We start from the raw sequence: 16,450 nt of genomic DNA on the forward strand, positions 1-16,450 counted from the left end.
TCAAGTATTCATTATCTATATTATTTATTTTTATATATTAAATGCTTCGTGATTTTGATGAAAACTGTGCTGGATGGTCAATCTATTATCCATAGCTTATTCAATAACTTGTTAATTTTTAAAAAAATTTTTTGACAATTAACTTTACTGGGATGTATAGCGTAGCACCAATAAACCTGCAAGATTTGTGCTTGCCAGTGTATAAAAATTTATTAGTGAACATTTTTGACGTTTGCTAAACTAACACTTATTTTTACAATTAGCGAAGCTAAGTTAATAAAGCTAAGTGAATAAAGCCAAGTATGTTTTTATGTCTCATTTAAATACGCTTTTTCAAGGAAGCTTTGTGGGAGTTAGAGCCAGATATGACAAATAACAATAAACCATCCTTGCTCAAAAACACGTTAAATAAACTGCGTAAAACATCATTACCTTTGGCGCAAAACGCCAGCTTAGCAATGGCGGTAGGGACCATTACCGGCAATTCAGTGCTGTTTAGTCTACCGCTTTGGGCGATGGGCGCGGTAAAAACATTAACGGGTCATACATTGGCCGATAAATCCGTGTTAAAAATAGCCAATCACTGGATCAACACCAACAATCGCTTAATTGAAAATATCCTGCCCGATATTGATTTTCGCGTCAACCTGCCTGATGATTTGTCGGTTGATGGCAAATATATTTTGCTGAGCAATCACCAATCTTGGGTCGACACCACTGTCATCCAATATATCAGTGAAAACCGACTGCCATTAACGCGATTTTTTGCCAAATACGAGCTAATCTATATCCCCATTGTGGGGCAGGCCTTTTATTTTTTAGACTTTCCGATGATGAAACGCTACTCGAAAACAGCGATTGCTAAAAATCCAGCGCTAGAAGACCGCGATATCATCGAAGCCAAACGCGCTTGTCAAAACTTACTCGACAAGCCTTTTACCTTACTTAACTTTATCGAAGGCACGCGGTTTACCGAAAAAAAACGTGATTTGCAACAATCACCGTATCAACATTTGCTAAAACCCAAAGCGGGCGGCATTGCACTTGCATTGGGTGCGTTGGGTGATGATCTAGACGCCGTGCTTGATATGACGATTGTGTATCCTGACGGTGTTCCTAGCTATCAGGATTTGTGGCAAGGTAATATCAAACGCATCGGGGTTGATATTCAAAAAATTGCATTGCCAGATGACTTGCTACAGCGGCTCATGGATGGCAAATACCAACAGGATGAACAAACCAAAAAAGATATGTACCGTTGGCTTAATGACTTGTGGCAACAAAAGGACCAACGTATCCAAGCCATGCTCGATGATTTTACCCGTCATCCCTAGCGACGCCTTACTAGTGACATATCACTAGTGACACTACTAGTTAAAATCTCAGGTAAGCCATGCGATATATGACTTACCTGCCTTGTCCTCACTCACATTTTTTGCGGTATCGACCCCATTTTGAGCAATTTTTTATGCCAACTGCTAATTTAGACCCAAAATCCAGCCCAACGCCAAGCCCGAATATTAACCAACCGCTCACTACCCACCCTGCCAAACCCAGTCGTTGGCAGTTAGCCTACGATATCATCATGATGGTTGCCATTGTGTTGGACTTGCTGCTCATGGGGTTTGACACTTTGATGCTAAGTAGTTTTATGGCAAAAATAGCAAGTTGGCTGGGGTTTGTTGACAGTATCGTCAGTTATCAGCAAGGATGGCACGAGCCGCTCAAAGTGGCAGGGGGTCTGTTTACCATCTTTTTGGTAGCCGAGCTTGTGGTTCGTTGGTTGATTGCCATCGTCCAAAAACGCTATTACCGCTGGTTTTTCTTTCCATTCGTGCATTGGTATGAAGTGTTGGGCTGTGCACCGCAGCTGCGCGCATTGCGACTGCTGCGCGTTGGCGTGATTGGCTATCGGCTGCATGAGCTGGGCTACAAAGTTTTGCCCGCCAGTTGGCTTGCCACTATCAAATTTTATTATCAAATGATTATGGAAGAGATTTCTGATCGGGTGATTTTAACTGCGATTGACAATATCCGCACCGAAATTAGCAACGCCGATGGGCATTTGGTCAAAAACATCATCGACAAGCATCGAGATGACATTCAAAAGGTCATTGTCGAAGTGCTGCAGCAAGAAGCCACACCGTTATTACAATCCACGCCCGACCATCCTGCCATCTTTGCCAAACCTTTGGCAAAACAAGTAGGTCTAGCCATTCAGCAAGCGCTAACCGATACGCCCGAGCTGCATCGCATATTACGCTTGATACCAATTGCAGGTAGTATAATAGAGAACCAAATGCACAGCATCGGGCAACACATTGGGGAAAATCTGACATTAATCTTGACCACCAACCTTACCAAACCGCAAACGCTCACGCTGATGTATGAAGAAATCGCCAAAAGCTTGGTGCAAATTGATGTCACTAGCCCTGCGCTAGAAAAATTAGTTAGCGATATTATTGATGATAGTTTGACGTCACTTGCCAACCAAGTTCGCATTCAACAATGGAAGCACCAAATACGCTGATTCAATCCACCAATTTGGCTGGCAGCTAACGGCTGTGCAACGCTTTTTTTATTGCCCTATTACGGCTTTGGTTGCCAAACAATAAATAGCGCGGTGAATGGTTGTTGTTTTAAATAATACTTGCTAATATGCGGTATGAATCAATTTTGATGTATAAAAAGTTATTATAAAAAGGTTTTTCATGACACAGCCCGCTGCCCTTGACTTGACCCAAGATAGTTCATCACAAAACTTACAAAGCGTACCCAACCTATCAGAGCAGGATTCAGCGCAAAGTCAGCAGCCAGCCAACCCATTACCCACCGACCCTGTAGCCACTAGCGTGAAACTTACGGGCAGGCTACTGAACTTTACCCGCCTAAATATTGAAGGCAATGATATCAAAGTAATTTTGACAAAGATTGCACAAAAGCTAGGTCGTCAACGCCAGTCCAACTTACCGGTGATTGTCAGCTGTCAACAGCCATTAAATTTAGCCCAGCTTTGGGGCGGCTTATGGGTGCTAGGGTTACAGCCGATTGGGTTGGTCACAGGCGCCAATGACACCCAGGCCAATGAGCTTCGCATTGCCATTTTTCCAGCAGATGGGCAACGCATTGACGGCAAAGCAGCAAAAAATGTGGCGACGGGTAGTGAGCGAAAATCAGACAGCACAGCAAATACTCCATCGTCTCAACACATTGCGCAATCCCCTACCCAATCACTCACATCCGACAGTCAAGCAACCAAACGACCCACCCATGCTGCCACTCTCCACCAAACCGCCAATGATATCGTAACCAATGATACCGCAAGCAATGCGACCACAAGCAATAATACCGTAGCTGCACCTGACAAATTTGTCGCCTCACCGCATCACCAATCGCAGCTTGAAGGCGATTTGGTGCATAGTCAAATGTTGCGCTCAGGTCAAAGTATCAACCATGTTGGTGGCGACGTGATTTTGACCAAAGGCATCAATGCCGGCGCGGAAGCCATTACCGATTATAGCCTACACGTGTATGGCAAAGCCGAAGGGCGATTGGTCGCAGGGGCGACGGGCGACACCAATGCCAAAATATTCTGTTTGCGTTTTAACCCGTCACTGGTATCAGTTGCGGGTACTTATTGCCTAAAAGAAAATATTCCTACTGAGTATTTGGATAAAGCGGTACAAGTCAGCTACTTGGATGGACAAGGTTTGGTGTTTGAATTGATGGAATAACAATCACCTAAACAACCACTTATACCACAATCTATGCAAAAATCGTCAATCTCTCGATTAACTTCGAAAAGTTTTTTATGCTAAACTAGTCCAATTAACCAAATTTAGGCTAACTAACATTTAAGTCTTAATTTTTAACGATTTACGTTAATTTATATCCATATTTTTCAAACCAGTTTAGCGTGAATGTGTGTATGGCTTGAATGATTCAATACTGCCTCACTGACACCGTGCTATGAATAGGAGTATGCCAAAGTGGCAAAAATCGTTGTTGTAACTTCAGGAAAAGGCGGGGTAGGTAAAACCACCACCAGTGCCTCTTTCGCTACGGGTCTCGCCGTTCGCGGCTTTAAAACTGTGGTGATTGACTTTGACGTGGGTCTTAGAAACCTTGACCTTATTATGGGCTGTGAAAACCGCATCGTGTATGACTTTGTTGATGTTATCTCAGGGAACGCGCGCCTGTCACAAGCGTTGGTAAAAGACAAACAGCTCAATAACTTGTTTATTTTACCTGCCAGCCAAACGCGTGACAAAGATGCCTTGACCGATGAAGGAGTCGCGGAAGTCATTAATGAGTTAGCCAAACAATTTGACTACATCGTGTGTGACTCGCCCGCTGGTATCGAGCGCGGTGCCCAGCTCGCTATGTACCATGCCGATGAAGCCATCATCGTGACCAACCCAGAAATCTCATCGGTGCGTGACTCAGACCGTATCATTGGTATTTTGCAAAGCCGTACCAAAAAAGTTGAAGAAGGTACAGGCGTGGTACGCGAGCACTTGGTCATCAACCGCTATAACGCTGAGCGTGCTGAGCGCGGTGAAATGATGGACATCAACAGTATCTCTAATGACATCCTAAAAGTGCCACTACTTGGCGTGATTCCTGAAAGCAATAGCGTACTTGAGGCATCAAACCAAGGTGTCCCTGTGGTGCTAGATCAAAATTCAAAAGCCGGTCAAACTTATGATGACATGGTCGCTCGTTTCTTGGGGGAAGAACGTCCCTATCGCCATATCGAGGTGAAGAAGAAAAGCTTCCTACAACGCTGGTTTGGAGGTTAGGCTATGGGATTTTGGAGTAATTTATTTGGCGGTGAGCAAAAGTCAAACAGTGCCAATACTGCCGCAGAGCGCCTAAAGGTCATCGTTGCCAGCGAAAACCGCTTGCACAATCGGTTAACCCCAGAGCGTATCGAAAAAATGAAACGTGAGATTTTGGCCGTGGTCAATACCTACGTGTCAGGTGTCAACATTGATGACGTCAATATTCAACATCACAATGAAGCGAACATGGAAGTATTGGAGATGAATATCAGCTTGCCTGATAGTACACGCCAATAATTCATGTTGCGCTTAATCTAGATTGTTTTTAATCTAGCTTGCTTTTAAAAAATTGTTACTAAAAAGCCCATCATACATGGGCTTTTTTATACTATCAGCTAACTTAGCGCATACGGCGAATCAAATGGTCTTTTTGGATAAATTGGTGATACAGCGCGCCGATGATATGCAAAGCCGTGAACACCAGCAGCAACGTCCACAACAGATTTTTGTGAATTTTTTCTAACGTGCCTGACAAATCACTGTTTTCACTGACAAAGGCTGGGATATCAAACAGCCCAAACATACTCACCCCTTCCCCATCAAACATAACAGAAAACCAGCCCGCCAAAGGCATGGCAAGCAAAATCAAGTACAGTGCCAAATGGGTTAAATGCGATAGTTTATTTTGCCATTTTGGCATCGGTACATCGGCGGGGGCTTTGGTGACAAAACGGTTGATAATACGACCTACTGTCCAAAATAATACACTGAGTCCAAACGCTTTATGCAAATCAAAATAGGTAAAGTCAGTCGCATCTTCATTCAGCTCAATCATTGCCCAAGTTGCAATCAGCAATACCACACTAATCCAATGGAAAATACGTGACGATAGCGACCATTTGTTGATACCGTGTGGGGCAATCGGCTGTGGCGCTTCATTTGCAGGAAATAATGCCATAATGGATTTTACCTTATCATGATTTGTTTTGGGTTATTCTAGCAATGTTTGGGCAAAATAAAAGTAACAGACTGTTGGTAAAATAGCACAAAAGCGGACTGCGTCTAACTATCTAAATCCACCAAGAAATGCGAGAGTTTGTCCAAATCTGCCACCACACATAGCTCACCTGCCAACATGACTGGCTGAGAAATATAAGCGTGCTGTAGGCTGTAATCTGCCAAATTCGGTGCGCGTGAACTCTCGACGAGCGCATCATCTGGCGCGTTTAAGGCGGTTAATAAGTCAGGGTAGTTAGTCGCTAATTCAGCTTGGTAAGTGGCGTCATCAGCGTCTTTGAGATCGGCAATACGCACAGAATGGAAAGTCACTTCCCCGTGGATTTGTAAGGCAAGACGATGGATGTCGGTGACGCTTTCTAACACCACTAAGTGGGTGGGCTGCTCATCTTTTGGCAACAAGTGATACACCGGCACTTCTTGACCGCGCCAAAGATAATTCCAGATGCGCTCATCATAGTTATCAATACTCAAAATCAAGGCTTGCGGCACAATCCAGTCAGGCGAACTGCTAGAAGGAATTCGAGCAATGGTTAATTGACCTGTAGTGATACTTAGGACGCCTACATCTTCATCTTGCTTAAAGTAACGGTTTAACTCGTTTGCCATGGCTTGCTCATTTTAGTGATTAATAAGAAATTTAGCGGTTATCTTAGCCAGTCTATAGCATTAGCCACACAAGGCGATTAGCTGCTCGGCTAACTGCTTAGGGGTGCCAACAAAAGTAACTTGATTGCTTTCAATCATACTTTGTGGCTGGCTGGCACAGGTGCTGCTATCAGGGGTTTGCGCCCAAATAATACTGCCATTTTTTTTGACCGTCGCTGCCATATCACTACCATCATTGCCCATACCAGAGAACACGATAGTGATTAAATTGTTGCCAAACGCTTCGCTGCAATTACGCATGACCTCACTGATTGGCGGTTTGTAACTGCCTTGCCAAGGTTTACGCTGCAAAATTACCCGTCCATTGGAATCACATACCACGCTGTGCTCAATCGGTAAAATCAAACAACGCCCTGACAATAATTTTTGGGTATTGGTCACTATGTCACAGCGCCACTCATTGTGACGATTTAAAATTCTTGGCAAGGTGTTGAGCATATTTTGGTTAAAGTGCTGCGCTAGTAACAGTGATACTGGCAAATCTTCGGGCAAATTATCTAAAAATTCCTTAATGGCGAGCGGTCCGCCCATCGATGCCGCGAGCAATACCACATATTTCCACGGTTTGATTTCACGCTTGGCAGGCTCATAGTGCGCTAGCAAATCGCTACGTTCTAGCATTATGGCGATTTTTCGCTTGAGTTGACGTTGCCATTTGGCATATAACAGACTTTCATTGATATAAGGCGCCGTGACAAAGCCCAGTAGTACGACCTTAGTCAAATTGACATTCAGTTGTTTTTCAATATTTTGAATCACGGCGTAATCGTCTTGGGTATCGACTAGCCACACATCCACTTTTTGCTGAAAATGTTTTTCGGTCAGCTGTGACGCTGCCAAGCATTCCACGATTTCAAACCCCCATGAACGAATAGTATCGCTAAAGGCAAGCCGCTGCTGATTTTCCTCAGCAACGATAAAAAATCGCGGCGGCGTTAAGTGCTTTGACAGCATGAATGATTGTATCCTTTACATGGTCGGCTTAGTCAGTTTTTGCTTGTTGGGTAAAGCGCGCTAAGGTGTCTAACAGCATTTGTTCTTGGAATGGTTTACCCATGTATTCATTTACCCCGATACCAAACGCGCGTTCACGGTGTTTTTCACCGGTACGCGATGTAATCATGACAATAGGGATATGCTTAAGTCGTGGGTTATGGCGAATATGATTGGCGACTTCAAAGCCGTCCATACGTGGCATCTCAATATCCAATACAATGACTTCCGGTAGCATTTCTTGCAGTCTTTCTAGCGCATCAATACCATCCGTTGCCACTTGAGCCTCATAGCCGTTACGTTCCAGTAGGCGCGAGGTGACTTTACGCACGGTTACTGAGTCATCGACAATCAGTACCACGGGTTTGTGCGCTTGTTTGACCGACTTATTGGCTTTTTGCTGCTCGACTTTGGCGATATTGCTGACATTACGCATCAATGCCACCAAGTCAAGAATGAGCATGACCGAACCATCACCCATGATGGTAGCAGCCGAAATGCCATCGATATGCGAGAGCTGACGACCAAGCGGTTTAACGACAACTTCGATACGAGAGCCTGCAATCATATCCACTTGCAGCGCCATGCGCTGACCTAAATCAGTACGAATAATAATCACTGGTACACTGCTTGACTGGTGGGCTAGTGCATCCACCGGGTCGCTACCGTATAAAATCTGATTGAGATAGCGCAGACGATAGGCTTGTCCATCGATAGTGATACTATCGGCATTGGTGGTATAAAAATTAGCAATCGCATCGACATTGACCCGCATCACACGTTCAATTTGCACCAATGGTACAGCAAAGTATTTATCCCCTGCCCTAACCATCAAGGCATCAGACACAGCAACCGTCAATGGTAAACGCATGGTAAAGCGTGAGCCTCTGCCACTTTCAGAATCGACGGTGACTACACCACCTAGCTGCTTGACCTCACTTTGTACTACATCCATACCGACACCACGGCCTGATATTTGTGATACGGATTTGGCGGTGGACAGACCTGCGTTAAAGATATATTGCATGATATCAAGTGTTTTTAGACTGGTATCTTTGGCAGAAATCAAGCCTTGCTCAATCGCTTTTTGGCGTACCGCATTCACATTAATACCGCGCCCATCATCGGTTAAATTGATAACGATTTCACCACCTTCACGTAGCACTTCAAGTGTGATTAAGCCTGTTCTTGATTTGCCACTTTCAATACGTTCTTGCGATTTTTCGATACCATGGTCAACGGCGTTACGTAGCATATGCTCAAGCGGTGAAGTAATACGCTCAAGGATATTACGGTCAATTTCACCTTCATCGTTTAGGATTCGCAGTTCAACAGATTTGCCAAGCTCAGTGGCTGTTTGGCGGACGATCCGTTGCAGACGTGGCGTGATACGCGAGAATGGCACAGTACGTGAGTCCATCAACCCTTCTTGCAAATCAGTCTGGGTGCGTGATAATTGCAGTAGCAAGTTTTCGGTTTCACGGGTTTTATCGAGCATGGTGGTTTTGATGTCTAATAAGTCCGATGCCGACTCCGAGAGCGATTTTGACAGTTGGTTAAGCGCTGAATATTGGTCCATCTCTAACGGGTCAAAGTCACTTTCTAACGCATGCTCATCACCAATTTGTGACAAAATTTGAATCTCAAGCTCGGTTTCCATACGGCGTAGCTGATCTGCTAGACGCTGTACGGTTGTACCCATCTCTTCGATATTGTTCGATAGACTCGATATACCCATCTCGATTCGTGAGCGGTTGATCGCGGACTCACCCGATAGGTTAATCATGCGATCCATGGTACTTGCAGAAATCCTAAGCGTCTCAGCATTAAGGCTCGATTGATCTTGCTCAGATTCAAAGTTACCCGTCATCAGCGGCATGACGCTTAGGTCGCGCTGTTTGACTTCTAACGTGTCTTGCCCGAGACTACTGCGATAGATATCAATTTGTTCAATTTGGCTGGCGAGGTTAGCATTGGGGATTTCTTTTAAGCTATCAGGTTTTCGCGAGAATTGTTGCAGCGCTGCAACCAATGCCACCGGCGTTTGTGGGTTAAATTTATTTTCTAAGACATAAATCGCACTTGCTAACCAGTCATGACACACCGCCAATAGGTTGCCAATCATCCGAGTCGCAGGTTTGCGGCGGCTGCCTAGCTCTTCGTAGATGGTTTCCATTTCGTGCGCCAACGTGGCAATCCCTTCTGCACCGACCATTCTTGCGCCACCTTTGATGGTGTGCAATTCACGTTGCAAGGCTTGTAAGGCTGCAAGATCACTGTTATTACTACGGAATTCTTGTAAATGCTGGCTGCTGCTATCAATCAGCTCTTTGGCTTCTTCAAGATACACTTTTAAGATATCTTCATCAGGCTCTTGACCTTTCCAAGTCTCTAAACGACGCTCTTCAAAGTTATTAATAATTTCTTCGATGTAGAGTGGGTCATTTTTCGCAAGTGCGCTATCACCCTCTTTGGCAGATTGTTTTTGCTCTATCGACTCTTCAGGATTGGCTTCAACAATCAGTGGCACCGCAAATACCAAGTCTCGAATTTGTACTGTGCCAGCGATGACCTCATCAATTTGCTGGGCAAAATCTGTGGCTTCAAAAGAGCGACTAAATTGTCGAACTTGCTTGATCTGTGAGGCAATGGTTTCATGCAGCTTTTGCAGCAATGAAGCAGTATCGGTATCACTGGGTAAAATACCTTTGTCAATGGCGTTATACACTTGCTCACCACGTAGCGCCATCTCGACAATACTCGATACCCCGATTAGCTCTGCACCCCCTTTTAAGATGTGCATATAATTAGCTAGTTCTTTGACAACTTCTAGATTGCTAAGGTTATTGAGCCATTGGTTGTAGTAATTTTGCACATCGGGCTGAATGGTTTGCACTTCATCCAAGAAAATCTGCAACAGTTCATCGTCGGTAGCAACTGGTTGGTACTCGATAGCATCCATCTCGGCTTGGTACTGACTTTTTGCCAATAATTTTCTTAAGGTTTCAATCGCCTCTTCATTGATATTGACGCGCAGTCCTGCTGCAATGGCGTCAAACATATTGATGAGCTGATTGTGTACGCCCATTAAGGCATCATAAATGGCTTCGTTTTTGGCAAACTGCGGATAATCAGCGATTTTTTTATAGGCAAACTGTAAGGTGCTTGGAATGATGAAATAGCTCAAACCGTCAGTCGCTTGCGCAAGCCTTGACGCTTGCTGTTCAAGCTGCTGGGCATAGGCAATAACTTGTTCGCTCTCACCAGCAAACCTAGCCTGTGCTTGCTGATCGGCATCGAGTAAGTCATCAATCCCAAGCGCTATCAGGTCTTTGACCGTCAGTTTTGTGCTTTCATAAGATTCGGTATTGGCATCTGTTAGCCGCTCAATCAAGTCGGCAACAATGTCAGTGTTATCTTCCACCATCGTCACATCATGATGGATTTTATGCTCATCAATGTAGGTTTGCAACAGATCTTTGGCCTCTTGCAAGGTCAATAACTGGCTGGCCGTGAGCGGTATTTCATTATGTAATAAGTCGCCCAGTGCTTGTTCTACCGCGGCGCTTAAGCGATAGACATTGTTGAGTTCAATCAGCGCTGCGCCACCACGCAAGGTATGAAATGCGCGTAATATGGCATCAGGCACATGCGTTGCAGGCTCCCCCAAATGGTGGGTGATAAAGTTATCAATATCGGCCAATAACTCGTCTGCTTCTTCAATAAATACGTCATCAGCGATATCCATTTCACTGATGTCACTAATGCCACTGACATCCTGTAGCGCTTGAGTTTGGGCGGTGGCGTGACTAGATGAAAGCGCCGCATCTGTGTGTGACGCAGTTGGCGAAGCTGCTGCCTGCCCCGCGAAAGCGGATAAGGCTTGATGGTAGCTAAAGCTGTCGCCATGTTTTTTGGCATAGCTATTAGCGACAGCTTGCCAAAATTGAATCACGGCAGGATAGGCTGTACGATTTTGGGCAAAAATCGTGATGAGCCCAGCAAATGCCTCAATGACATCACTAACTAGACGTAAAACCCCTTCATCAACCGCTATGGTATGGTCAAGCACGCGATTGAGCATGTTTTCAATCGACCAAGCAAGCTCTCCTAGCTGATTGGCGCCAACCATGCGACCTGAGCCTTTTAAAGTATGAAAACCTCGGCGAATTTCTTTTAAGGTATCAAAATCATCGGGATTGGCTTGCCAAGCTTGGTTAAGTGGTGCAATTGTCTCAATCACTTCATTGGCTTCTTCGATATAAATTTCTTGAATATCAGGATCGCTGACCGCATCTGTGACCGTCGTTAGCTGCTCATATTCGCGAGCCACCACCTCAGGTAAGGCATGAATATCCCCTGTGGTTGATGGCGCAGTGTCACTCGTAACCTCATTGCCTTGAGCCATATTATCACTGTCTTCAGCTACCTTATCACTGACTGATACAAGATTGTCTAAGCCATTGGTTTCTGGCAGGCCTGTGTTAATTGGCTGCTGCTGTAACAGATTAGTCGCTTGCAACACGGTAACCGCAGGGTCGATACTTGGCGCCCGCTGCTGCTGAAAATCTTCAACCAATATCGGCAGTTTGCGATGGGTATCTTTGATAAAGCCCACTAACGCATCACTAACCGCTAAAGTGCCATCTAGCACACGGTTGAGCATGTTTTCTACTGCCCAACACATCTCACCAATTTGATGAGCGCCGACCATACGACCTGAGCCTTTTAAAGTATGAAAACCTCGGCGGATACCTTTGAGCGCGACTAATTCATGGGTATCCACTTCCCATACGGGAATCTTCTCACCCAACTCAGCGAGGACTTCTTGCGCCTCTTCAATGAAAATATCTCGGATATCTTCATCCATACTATAGTCATCATCTTTGAGGGCTTGCCTTGCAGCCGCTAGTGCTTGCGATTCTTGCACGACAGGCGTTTGCGTGTTAGGCGCTTCTGCAGCAGTAGCTAGCACTTGTGCTGGTGATTTAATATCACTGGCAATACGTTCGCCTTCATCATCGTAAATCACCGTATCTTTGCCAAAGTGCTTGGTGGGTGCTACCACTTCAGCGGCGGTTAATGGCGTTTCGATTAAACGATTAAGCAATAAATTGGCGCGGTTGAGCTGAGTTTGAGTTTGATCCAAAAATTCTTCGTTGACAGACTGATTGGATAAATAATCCAAAAATAGTTCAAAGCGAGCAATCATGTCGGCGATGGCATCACTGGCTTCCCAGCTTAAGACGTGTACCGAATTTTTATGGATACGGCTAAATAGTAAGCGAATTTGTTCGACCAATTCTTTGGGACGTGTTAAGCCCAATGCCCCAAAAACTTGAATAGTGGCAATCAATTCGTCATTAACTGTTAACTTATTTAAATCACGGGTTTGGATATATTGATTAAACGAGCGCTTGATATTTTCAACATGCACGCGCGTTTGCCGCAGCGCTTCATTTTGCGGATTGCTGGCATAGGCAAAATGCTGTAAGCCAATTTGGCTATCAAGGGTTTCAACCGTTGACAACAACTGGCTATAAAAATCTTGTAGCTGGCGTTCTACCTGCCAAGTCAGTGATGACGCCATCAAAGTATCTTGCGTCATTAAGCGCACATCATCGATAATTTGCGCCATTTGGTTTTCATAAAACACCCAACCGCGATTTGCCAAACTATTTTTGACTGATTCAAGCAGCGGCAAAATGGTGAGGGGCTCGTGCACTTGATAAATAATTTTTTCAAGTTTTTCCAATACTTGACTAAATAAATTATCAAGCGTGTCGCTACTATTGATATCCAAGCTTGATAGCAGGGCTTTAGCGTCATGCGATTTGTGGGTTAACGCATTGAGCGCTAATAACACATCAACTGCCAGACGAGACACGGTAATATCAGGGGTGAGAGTCAAATCATGCGTCAGCACCAATGACAGACTGTTTAATAGCGTAGCATAAGCGGTTGGCGCAGGCTGCTCATTGAGGGTTAGGTTATTGCACCACACTGCGACCAACTGCCAAAATTGACGCCAAGCAGGATTGATGGCAGCTTGGGACAAATAGCCAGCAACCTTGGTCAGTATATCTAAATGTTTGCTGTCGTTGGTCTCGTTTTGTAGTAGCTGCAAACTGGTATAACGCCAGACTTTAAGTAAGTCATCGGCTTGGGCACTGTCCCATGAATGTTTGATGTCTGGCGTGGCTAATTGGCTTAAAAATAATAAAGTATTGTCTGCGGCAGCTTGGATGGGCTCATAAGATGACGCTATGCCAAGCAGTTGCTCAAAATAAGCGATTCGGTCATTGACCCAGTCAGTATGAATCTGCTGTTTAGCTTGTACTTGTTCAATGTCAAATTGCAGCAATCTCACCGCATGGCTGATTTGACTAAAATACTGCGGGGATAGAGTTTCTTGCTGAATAGCGATAGTGGTTTTATCAAGCGTTTTTGCCAGTTTTGATAAAGCTGGCTGGTTGGCAAGCGCGAGCGCACCGGTGATTTGGTGCAAATGTTGACCGATTAACTGCCACGCTGGGGGCGCGTTATGTCGTTGTAGCAACTGGTTAAGCTCACTAAATACGTCTTTTAAAACCGGCATCAACCAATCTAAGGCGATCAAATTACGTTGTTTACTCATACCATATTCCTAGGACAACGACTGTCAAAAACGATGACGATTTTTCTCGATTTTAACTTAGCTGTAACGCAGTCGTTTATTAATTTCTTATATCACTTAAAATAACTTACCCGCTGTCTGGCGTCAACTTAGGTTGATAGCTTTTATACCCTTCAATATTGACTTCCCTGATTAGCGCGCAATATTTGCCACTGCCTTGAGCCAATCTGGTGCAACCGTTTTGCAATAGCCATGGATTGTCGGTACGGCAATTTGCTGTAAATCTGGATCACTAAACCCCAGACTTTCACCTGCGCCTAATAACAAAACACCATCATCCGCCAAATAACGGGCTAAATAACGCACGATGTCACGCTGCTCAAATTGCCAAAAATAAATTAACACATTGTTGCAGACAATCAGTTGGCATTGACCTGTCTCTAAAGGAATCGATTGCTTAGCATCGACTAAATTTTTGCTAAAAAAATGCAATTGCGATTTTATTGTAGGGACTGGCGCAAATTTATCCCTGCCAACGTCTTTAAGGTATTGATGATAGACAGCAGGAATAAACGGTTTTTGCGCGTTTTCATACTCGCCAAGGGTCGCATCAATCAATGATTGCTGGTGAAAATCTGAACCAAACACTTGATAAACTTGCATCCCATCCGAGGCATTTTCTAGACATAACGCAATCGTGACAGCTTCCTGCCCTGTCGAACATCCCACACTCCACGCTGTAAAACTACGTTGCTGGTTTTGCGGCTGCAAATGCCAATGCGTTGGCAACTGCTTCAGCAAACGCAAAAGTGGGTAAATGCCGAAAAAACTGGGTTCTAGGAATTAATATATCATCGATTAGCTGATGATAGATAGTAGTATTCTGCACAATTGTCTGTAATAACGCCGTACTGTCAAGCGCATTGCGCCGCATATGCCGCTCAATGATACCTTTTATCCAGTTGTTCTGAGACTTTGGTAGGATAAAACCCACTTGGTGTTCAACATAGTTGAGCCACAGTGACAATGCTTGCTCAGATAGATGGTATTGTTGCATAAACGTTATTTAGTCTTACCTCTACCCCAGTTATTATGGGTGAATAACTTATTATCGGTGCATGACTTGGCGTTAAAAAATCTCAATCAATGATTAAAACAAGCGCGTCCAATACCTCATCCAAGACTCGTAACCTTAGCTACTACTCATAATTTTATCTAACAGTCATAAAAAGAAAGGTGGTTAAAACCACCCTTTACTTTTAGCCAACTGTTGATTACTAAACCTAATTAGCCATTAAGCTTTTGCTAAAGTATCATCTGGCAATTTAAAGCCCGATACTGATTCTTGAAGCGCCGCCGCCATTTCATTAAGCTGACCGATTGAACGAGCGGCTGCCATGGTACCTGAGGTGGTTTGCGAGGTAATATCTTGAATGACGTTCATGGTATTTGAAATATGACCCGCTGAGGCTGCCTGCTGACGCGCCGCATTCGAGATACTTTGAATCAATGATGCCAAGTTGTTAGATACGGTTTGTACTTCTTCAAGCGCCTCACCCGCATCTTTTGCAAGTTTCGCTCCCCGTACAACTTCTGCGGTAGTTGATTCCATTGACATCACGGCTTCGTTCGTATCTGCCTGAATGGTTTTAACCAGTGTTTCAATCTGTTTGGTCGCTGTGGCCGAACGTTCTGCTAGGCGCTGAACCTCGTCAGCAACAACCGCAAAACCACGCCCTGCTTCACCCGCCATCGATGCCTGAATCGCCGCATTCAATGCAAGGATGTTGGTTTGGTCAGCAATGTCATTAATCAGTCCAACAATATCGCCAATCTCTTGCGATGATTCACCGAGACGCTTAATACGTTTTGAGGTTTCTTGAATCTGGTCACGAATGGTATTCATACCATCGATAGTACGTTGTACCACTTCTGCACCGTTATAGGCAATCGCAACCGAACGGTCCGCAACCGCCGCAGATTCGGCGGCATTTGACGATACTTGGTCAATCGACACCGCCATCTCATTAATCGCTGCAGAAGCTCCTGCAATCTCTTGCGCTTGGTTTTCAGAGGCTTCAGCCAGTTCAACTGCCGTTGCCTGTGTTTGGTCAGATGCGCGCGCGACCCGCTCTGCAGTGACGTTAATCGCAGAAACCAGTTGACGCAATTGGTCAATCGCAAAGTTGACCGAGTCTGCAATCGCCCCTGTAAAGTCTTCTGATACTGTCGCGTTCACCGTCAAGTCACCTTCCGCTAAATCGCCTAACTCATCAAGCAAACGCAAAATCGCCCTTTGGTTACGTTCGTTTTCTTCTTGGATTTTGCGAGCACGCTCAGATTCAACTTCCATTTCATGACGTTGACGCAG

The 16,450-nt window shown here is 44.7% G+C and carries 11 protein-coding genes and 1 pseudogene; 5 read left to right on the plus strand and 7 right to left on the minus strand.

The genetic code is table 11. The annotated features are described in order from the left end of the window. The first annotated feature begins 365 nt into the window (after positions 1 to 365). The 5 genes from AXE82_RS05955 to minE all read left to right on the plus strand — a co-directional run bounded on the left by AXE82_RS05955 (position 366) and on the right by minE (position 5,081). Entirely contained in the window at positions 366 to 1,334 is a 969-nt protein-coding gene (locus AXE82_RS05955; RefSeq protein ID WP_062332521.1) for an acyltransferase, read from the plus strand. A gap of 134 nt (positions 1,335 to 1,468) precedes the next feature. Next, positions 1,469 to 2,530, plus strand: a complete 1,062-nt coding sequence (locus AXE82_RS05960; RefSeq protein WP_062332524.1) for a hypothetical protein — start codon at positions 1,469 to 1,471, stop codon at positions 2,528 to 2,530. Between the two features lie 181 nt (positions 2,531 to 2,711). Next, a complete protein-coding gene (gene minC, locus AXE82_RS05965) occupies positions 2,712 to 3,734 on the plus strand; it encodes a septum site-determining protein MinC (protein ID WP_062332527.1) in 1,023 nt (340 codons plus the stop codon). 255 nt (positions 3,735 to 3,989) lie between these two features. Beyond that, entirely contained in the window at positions 3,990 to 4,802 is an 813-nt protein-coding gene (gene minD / locus AXE82_RS05970; protein ID WP_062332529.1) for a septum site-determining protein MinD, read from the plus strand. A 3-nt stretch (positions 4,803 to 4,805) separates the two neighbouring features. Further along, a complete protein-coding gene (minE, locus tag AXE82_RS05975; RefSeq protein WP_007115412.1) occupies positions 4,806 to 5,081 on the plus strand; it encodes a cell division topological specificity factor MinE in 276 nt (91 codons plus the stop codon). A 103-nt stretch (positions 5,082 to 5,184) separates the two neighbouring features. Here the strand turns inward: minE and AXE82_RS05980 are convergent, their stop codons facing one another. The 7 genes and pseudogenes from AXE82_RS05980 to AXE82_RS06010 all read right to left on the minus strand — a co-directional run. Then, a complete protein-coding gene (locus AXE82_RS05980; protein WP_062332532.1) occupies positions 5,185 to 5,742 on the minus strand; it encodes a cytochrome b in 558 nt (185 codons plus the stop codon). A gap of 104 nt (positions 5,743 to 5,846) precedes the next feature. Then, the gene (locus AXE82_RS05985) at positions 5,847 to 6,410 is read right to left on the minus strand and encodes a hypothetical protein (RefSeq protein WP_062332536.1); all 564 of its coding nucleotides are present in this window, start codon (positions 6,408 to 6,410) and stop codon (positions 5,847 to 5,849) included. Positions 6,411 to 6,470: 60 nt separating this feature from the next. Then, positions 6,471 to 7,424, minus strand: a complete 954-nt coding sequence (locus AXE82_RS05990) for a chemotaxis protein CheB (protein ID WP_062332539.1) — start codon at positions 7,422 to 7,424, stop codon at positions 6,471 to 6,473. Positions 7,425 to 7,452: 28 nt separating this feature from the next. Next, positions 7,453 to 14,100 carry an Hpt domain-containing protein gene (locus tag AXE82_RS05995; protein WP_062332542.1) on the minus strand — a complete coding sequence of 2,216 codons (6,648 nt, stop codon included), beginning with the start codon at positions 14,098 to 14,100 and terminating at the stop codon, positions 7,453 to 7,455. 171 nt (positions 14,101 to 14,271) lie between these two features. Further along, complete coding sequence (locus AXE82_RS06000) at positions 14,272 to 14,868, minus strand: CheR family methyltransferase (RefSeq protein WP_167541438.1); 597 nt, start codon at positions 14,866 to 14,868, stop codon at positions 14,272 to 14,274. Next, a complete protein-coding gene (locus AXE82_RS06005; protein WP_062332548.1) occupies positions 14,825 to 15,136 on the minus strand; it encodes a protein-glutamate O-methyltransferase CheR in 312 nt (103 codons plus the stop codon). Before AXE82_RS06005 ends, AXE82_RS06000 begins: the two co-directional genes overlap by 44 nt. 237 nt (positions 15,137 to 15,373) lie before the next feature. Continuing rightward, positions 15,374 to 16,405, minus strand: a pseudogene (locus AXE82_RS06010) (methyl-accepting chemotaxis protein); the annotation flags it as partial. Between the last annotated feature and the right edge of the window lie 45 nt (positions 16,406 to 16,450).

The sequence above is a fragment of the Moraxella osloensis genome (assembly GCF_001553955.1).
Lineage (GTDB): Bacteria > Pseudomonadota > Gammaproteobacteria > Pseudomonadales > Moraxellaceae > Faucicola > Faucicola osloensis.

Bases quoted from the DNA above. Each gene is read 5' to 3' on its own strand.
- minC (WP_062332527.1), top strand. From the start codon at position 2,712: ATGACACAGCCCGCTGCCCTTGACTTGACCCAAGATAGTTCATCACAA.
- AXE82_RS05995 (WP_062332542.1), bottom strand. From the start codon at position 14,100: ATGAGTAAACAACGTAATTTGATCGCCTTAGATTGGTTGATGCCGGTT.
- AXE82_RS05960 (WP_062332524.1), top strand. From the start codon at position 1,469: ATGCCAACTGCTAATTTAGACCCAAAATCCAGCCCAACGCCAAGCCCG.
- minE (WP_007115412.1), top strand. From the start codon at position 4,806: ATGGGATTTTGGAGTAATTTATTTGGCGGTGAGCAAAAGTCAAACAGT.
- AXE82_RS05955 (WP_062332521.1), top strand. From the start codon at position 366: ATGACAAATAACAATAAACCATCCTTGCTCAAAAACACGTTAAATAAA.
- AXE82_RS06005 (WP_062332548.1), bottom strand. From the start codon at position 15,136: ATGCAACAATACCATCTATCTGAGCAAGCATTGTCACTGTGGCTCAAC.
- AXE82_RS05985 (WP_062332536.1), bottom strand. From the start codon at position 6,410: ATGGCAAACGAGTTAAACCGTTACTTTAAGCAAGATGAAGATGTAGGC.
- AXE82_RS05990 (WP_062332539.1), bottom strand. From the start codon at position 7,424: ATGCTGTCAAAGCACTTAACGCCGCCGCGATTTTTTATCGTTGCTGAG.
- AXE82_RS05980 (WP_062332532.1), bottom strand. From the start codon at position 5,742: ATGGCATTATTTCCTGCAAATGAAGCGCCACAGCCGATTGCCCCACAC.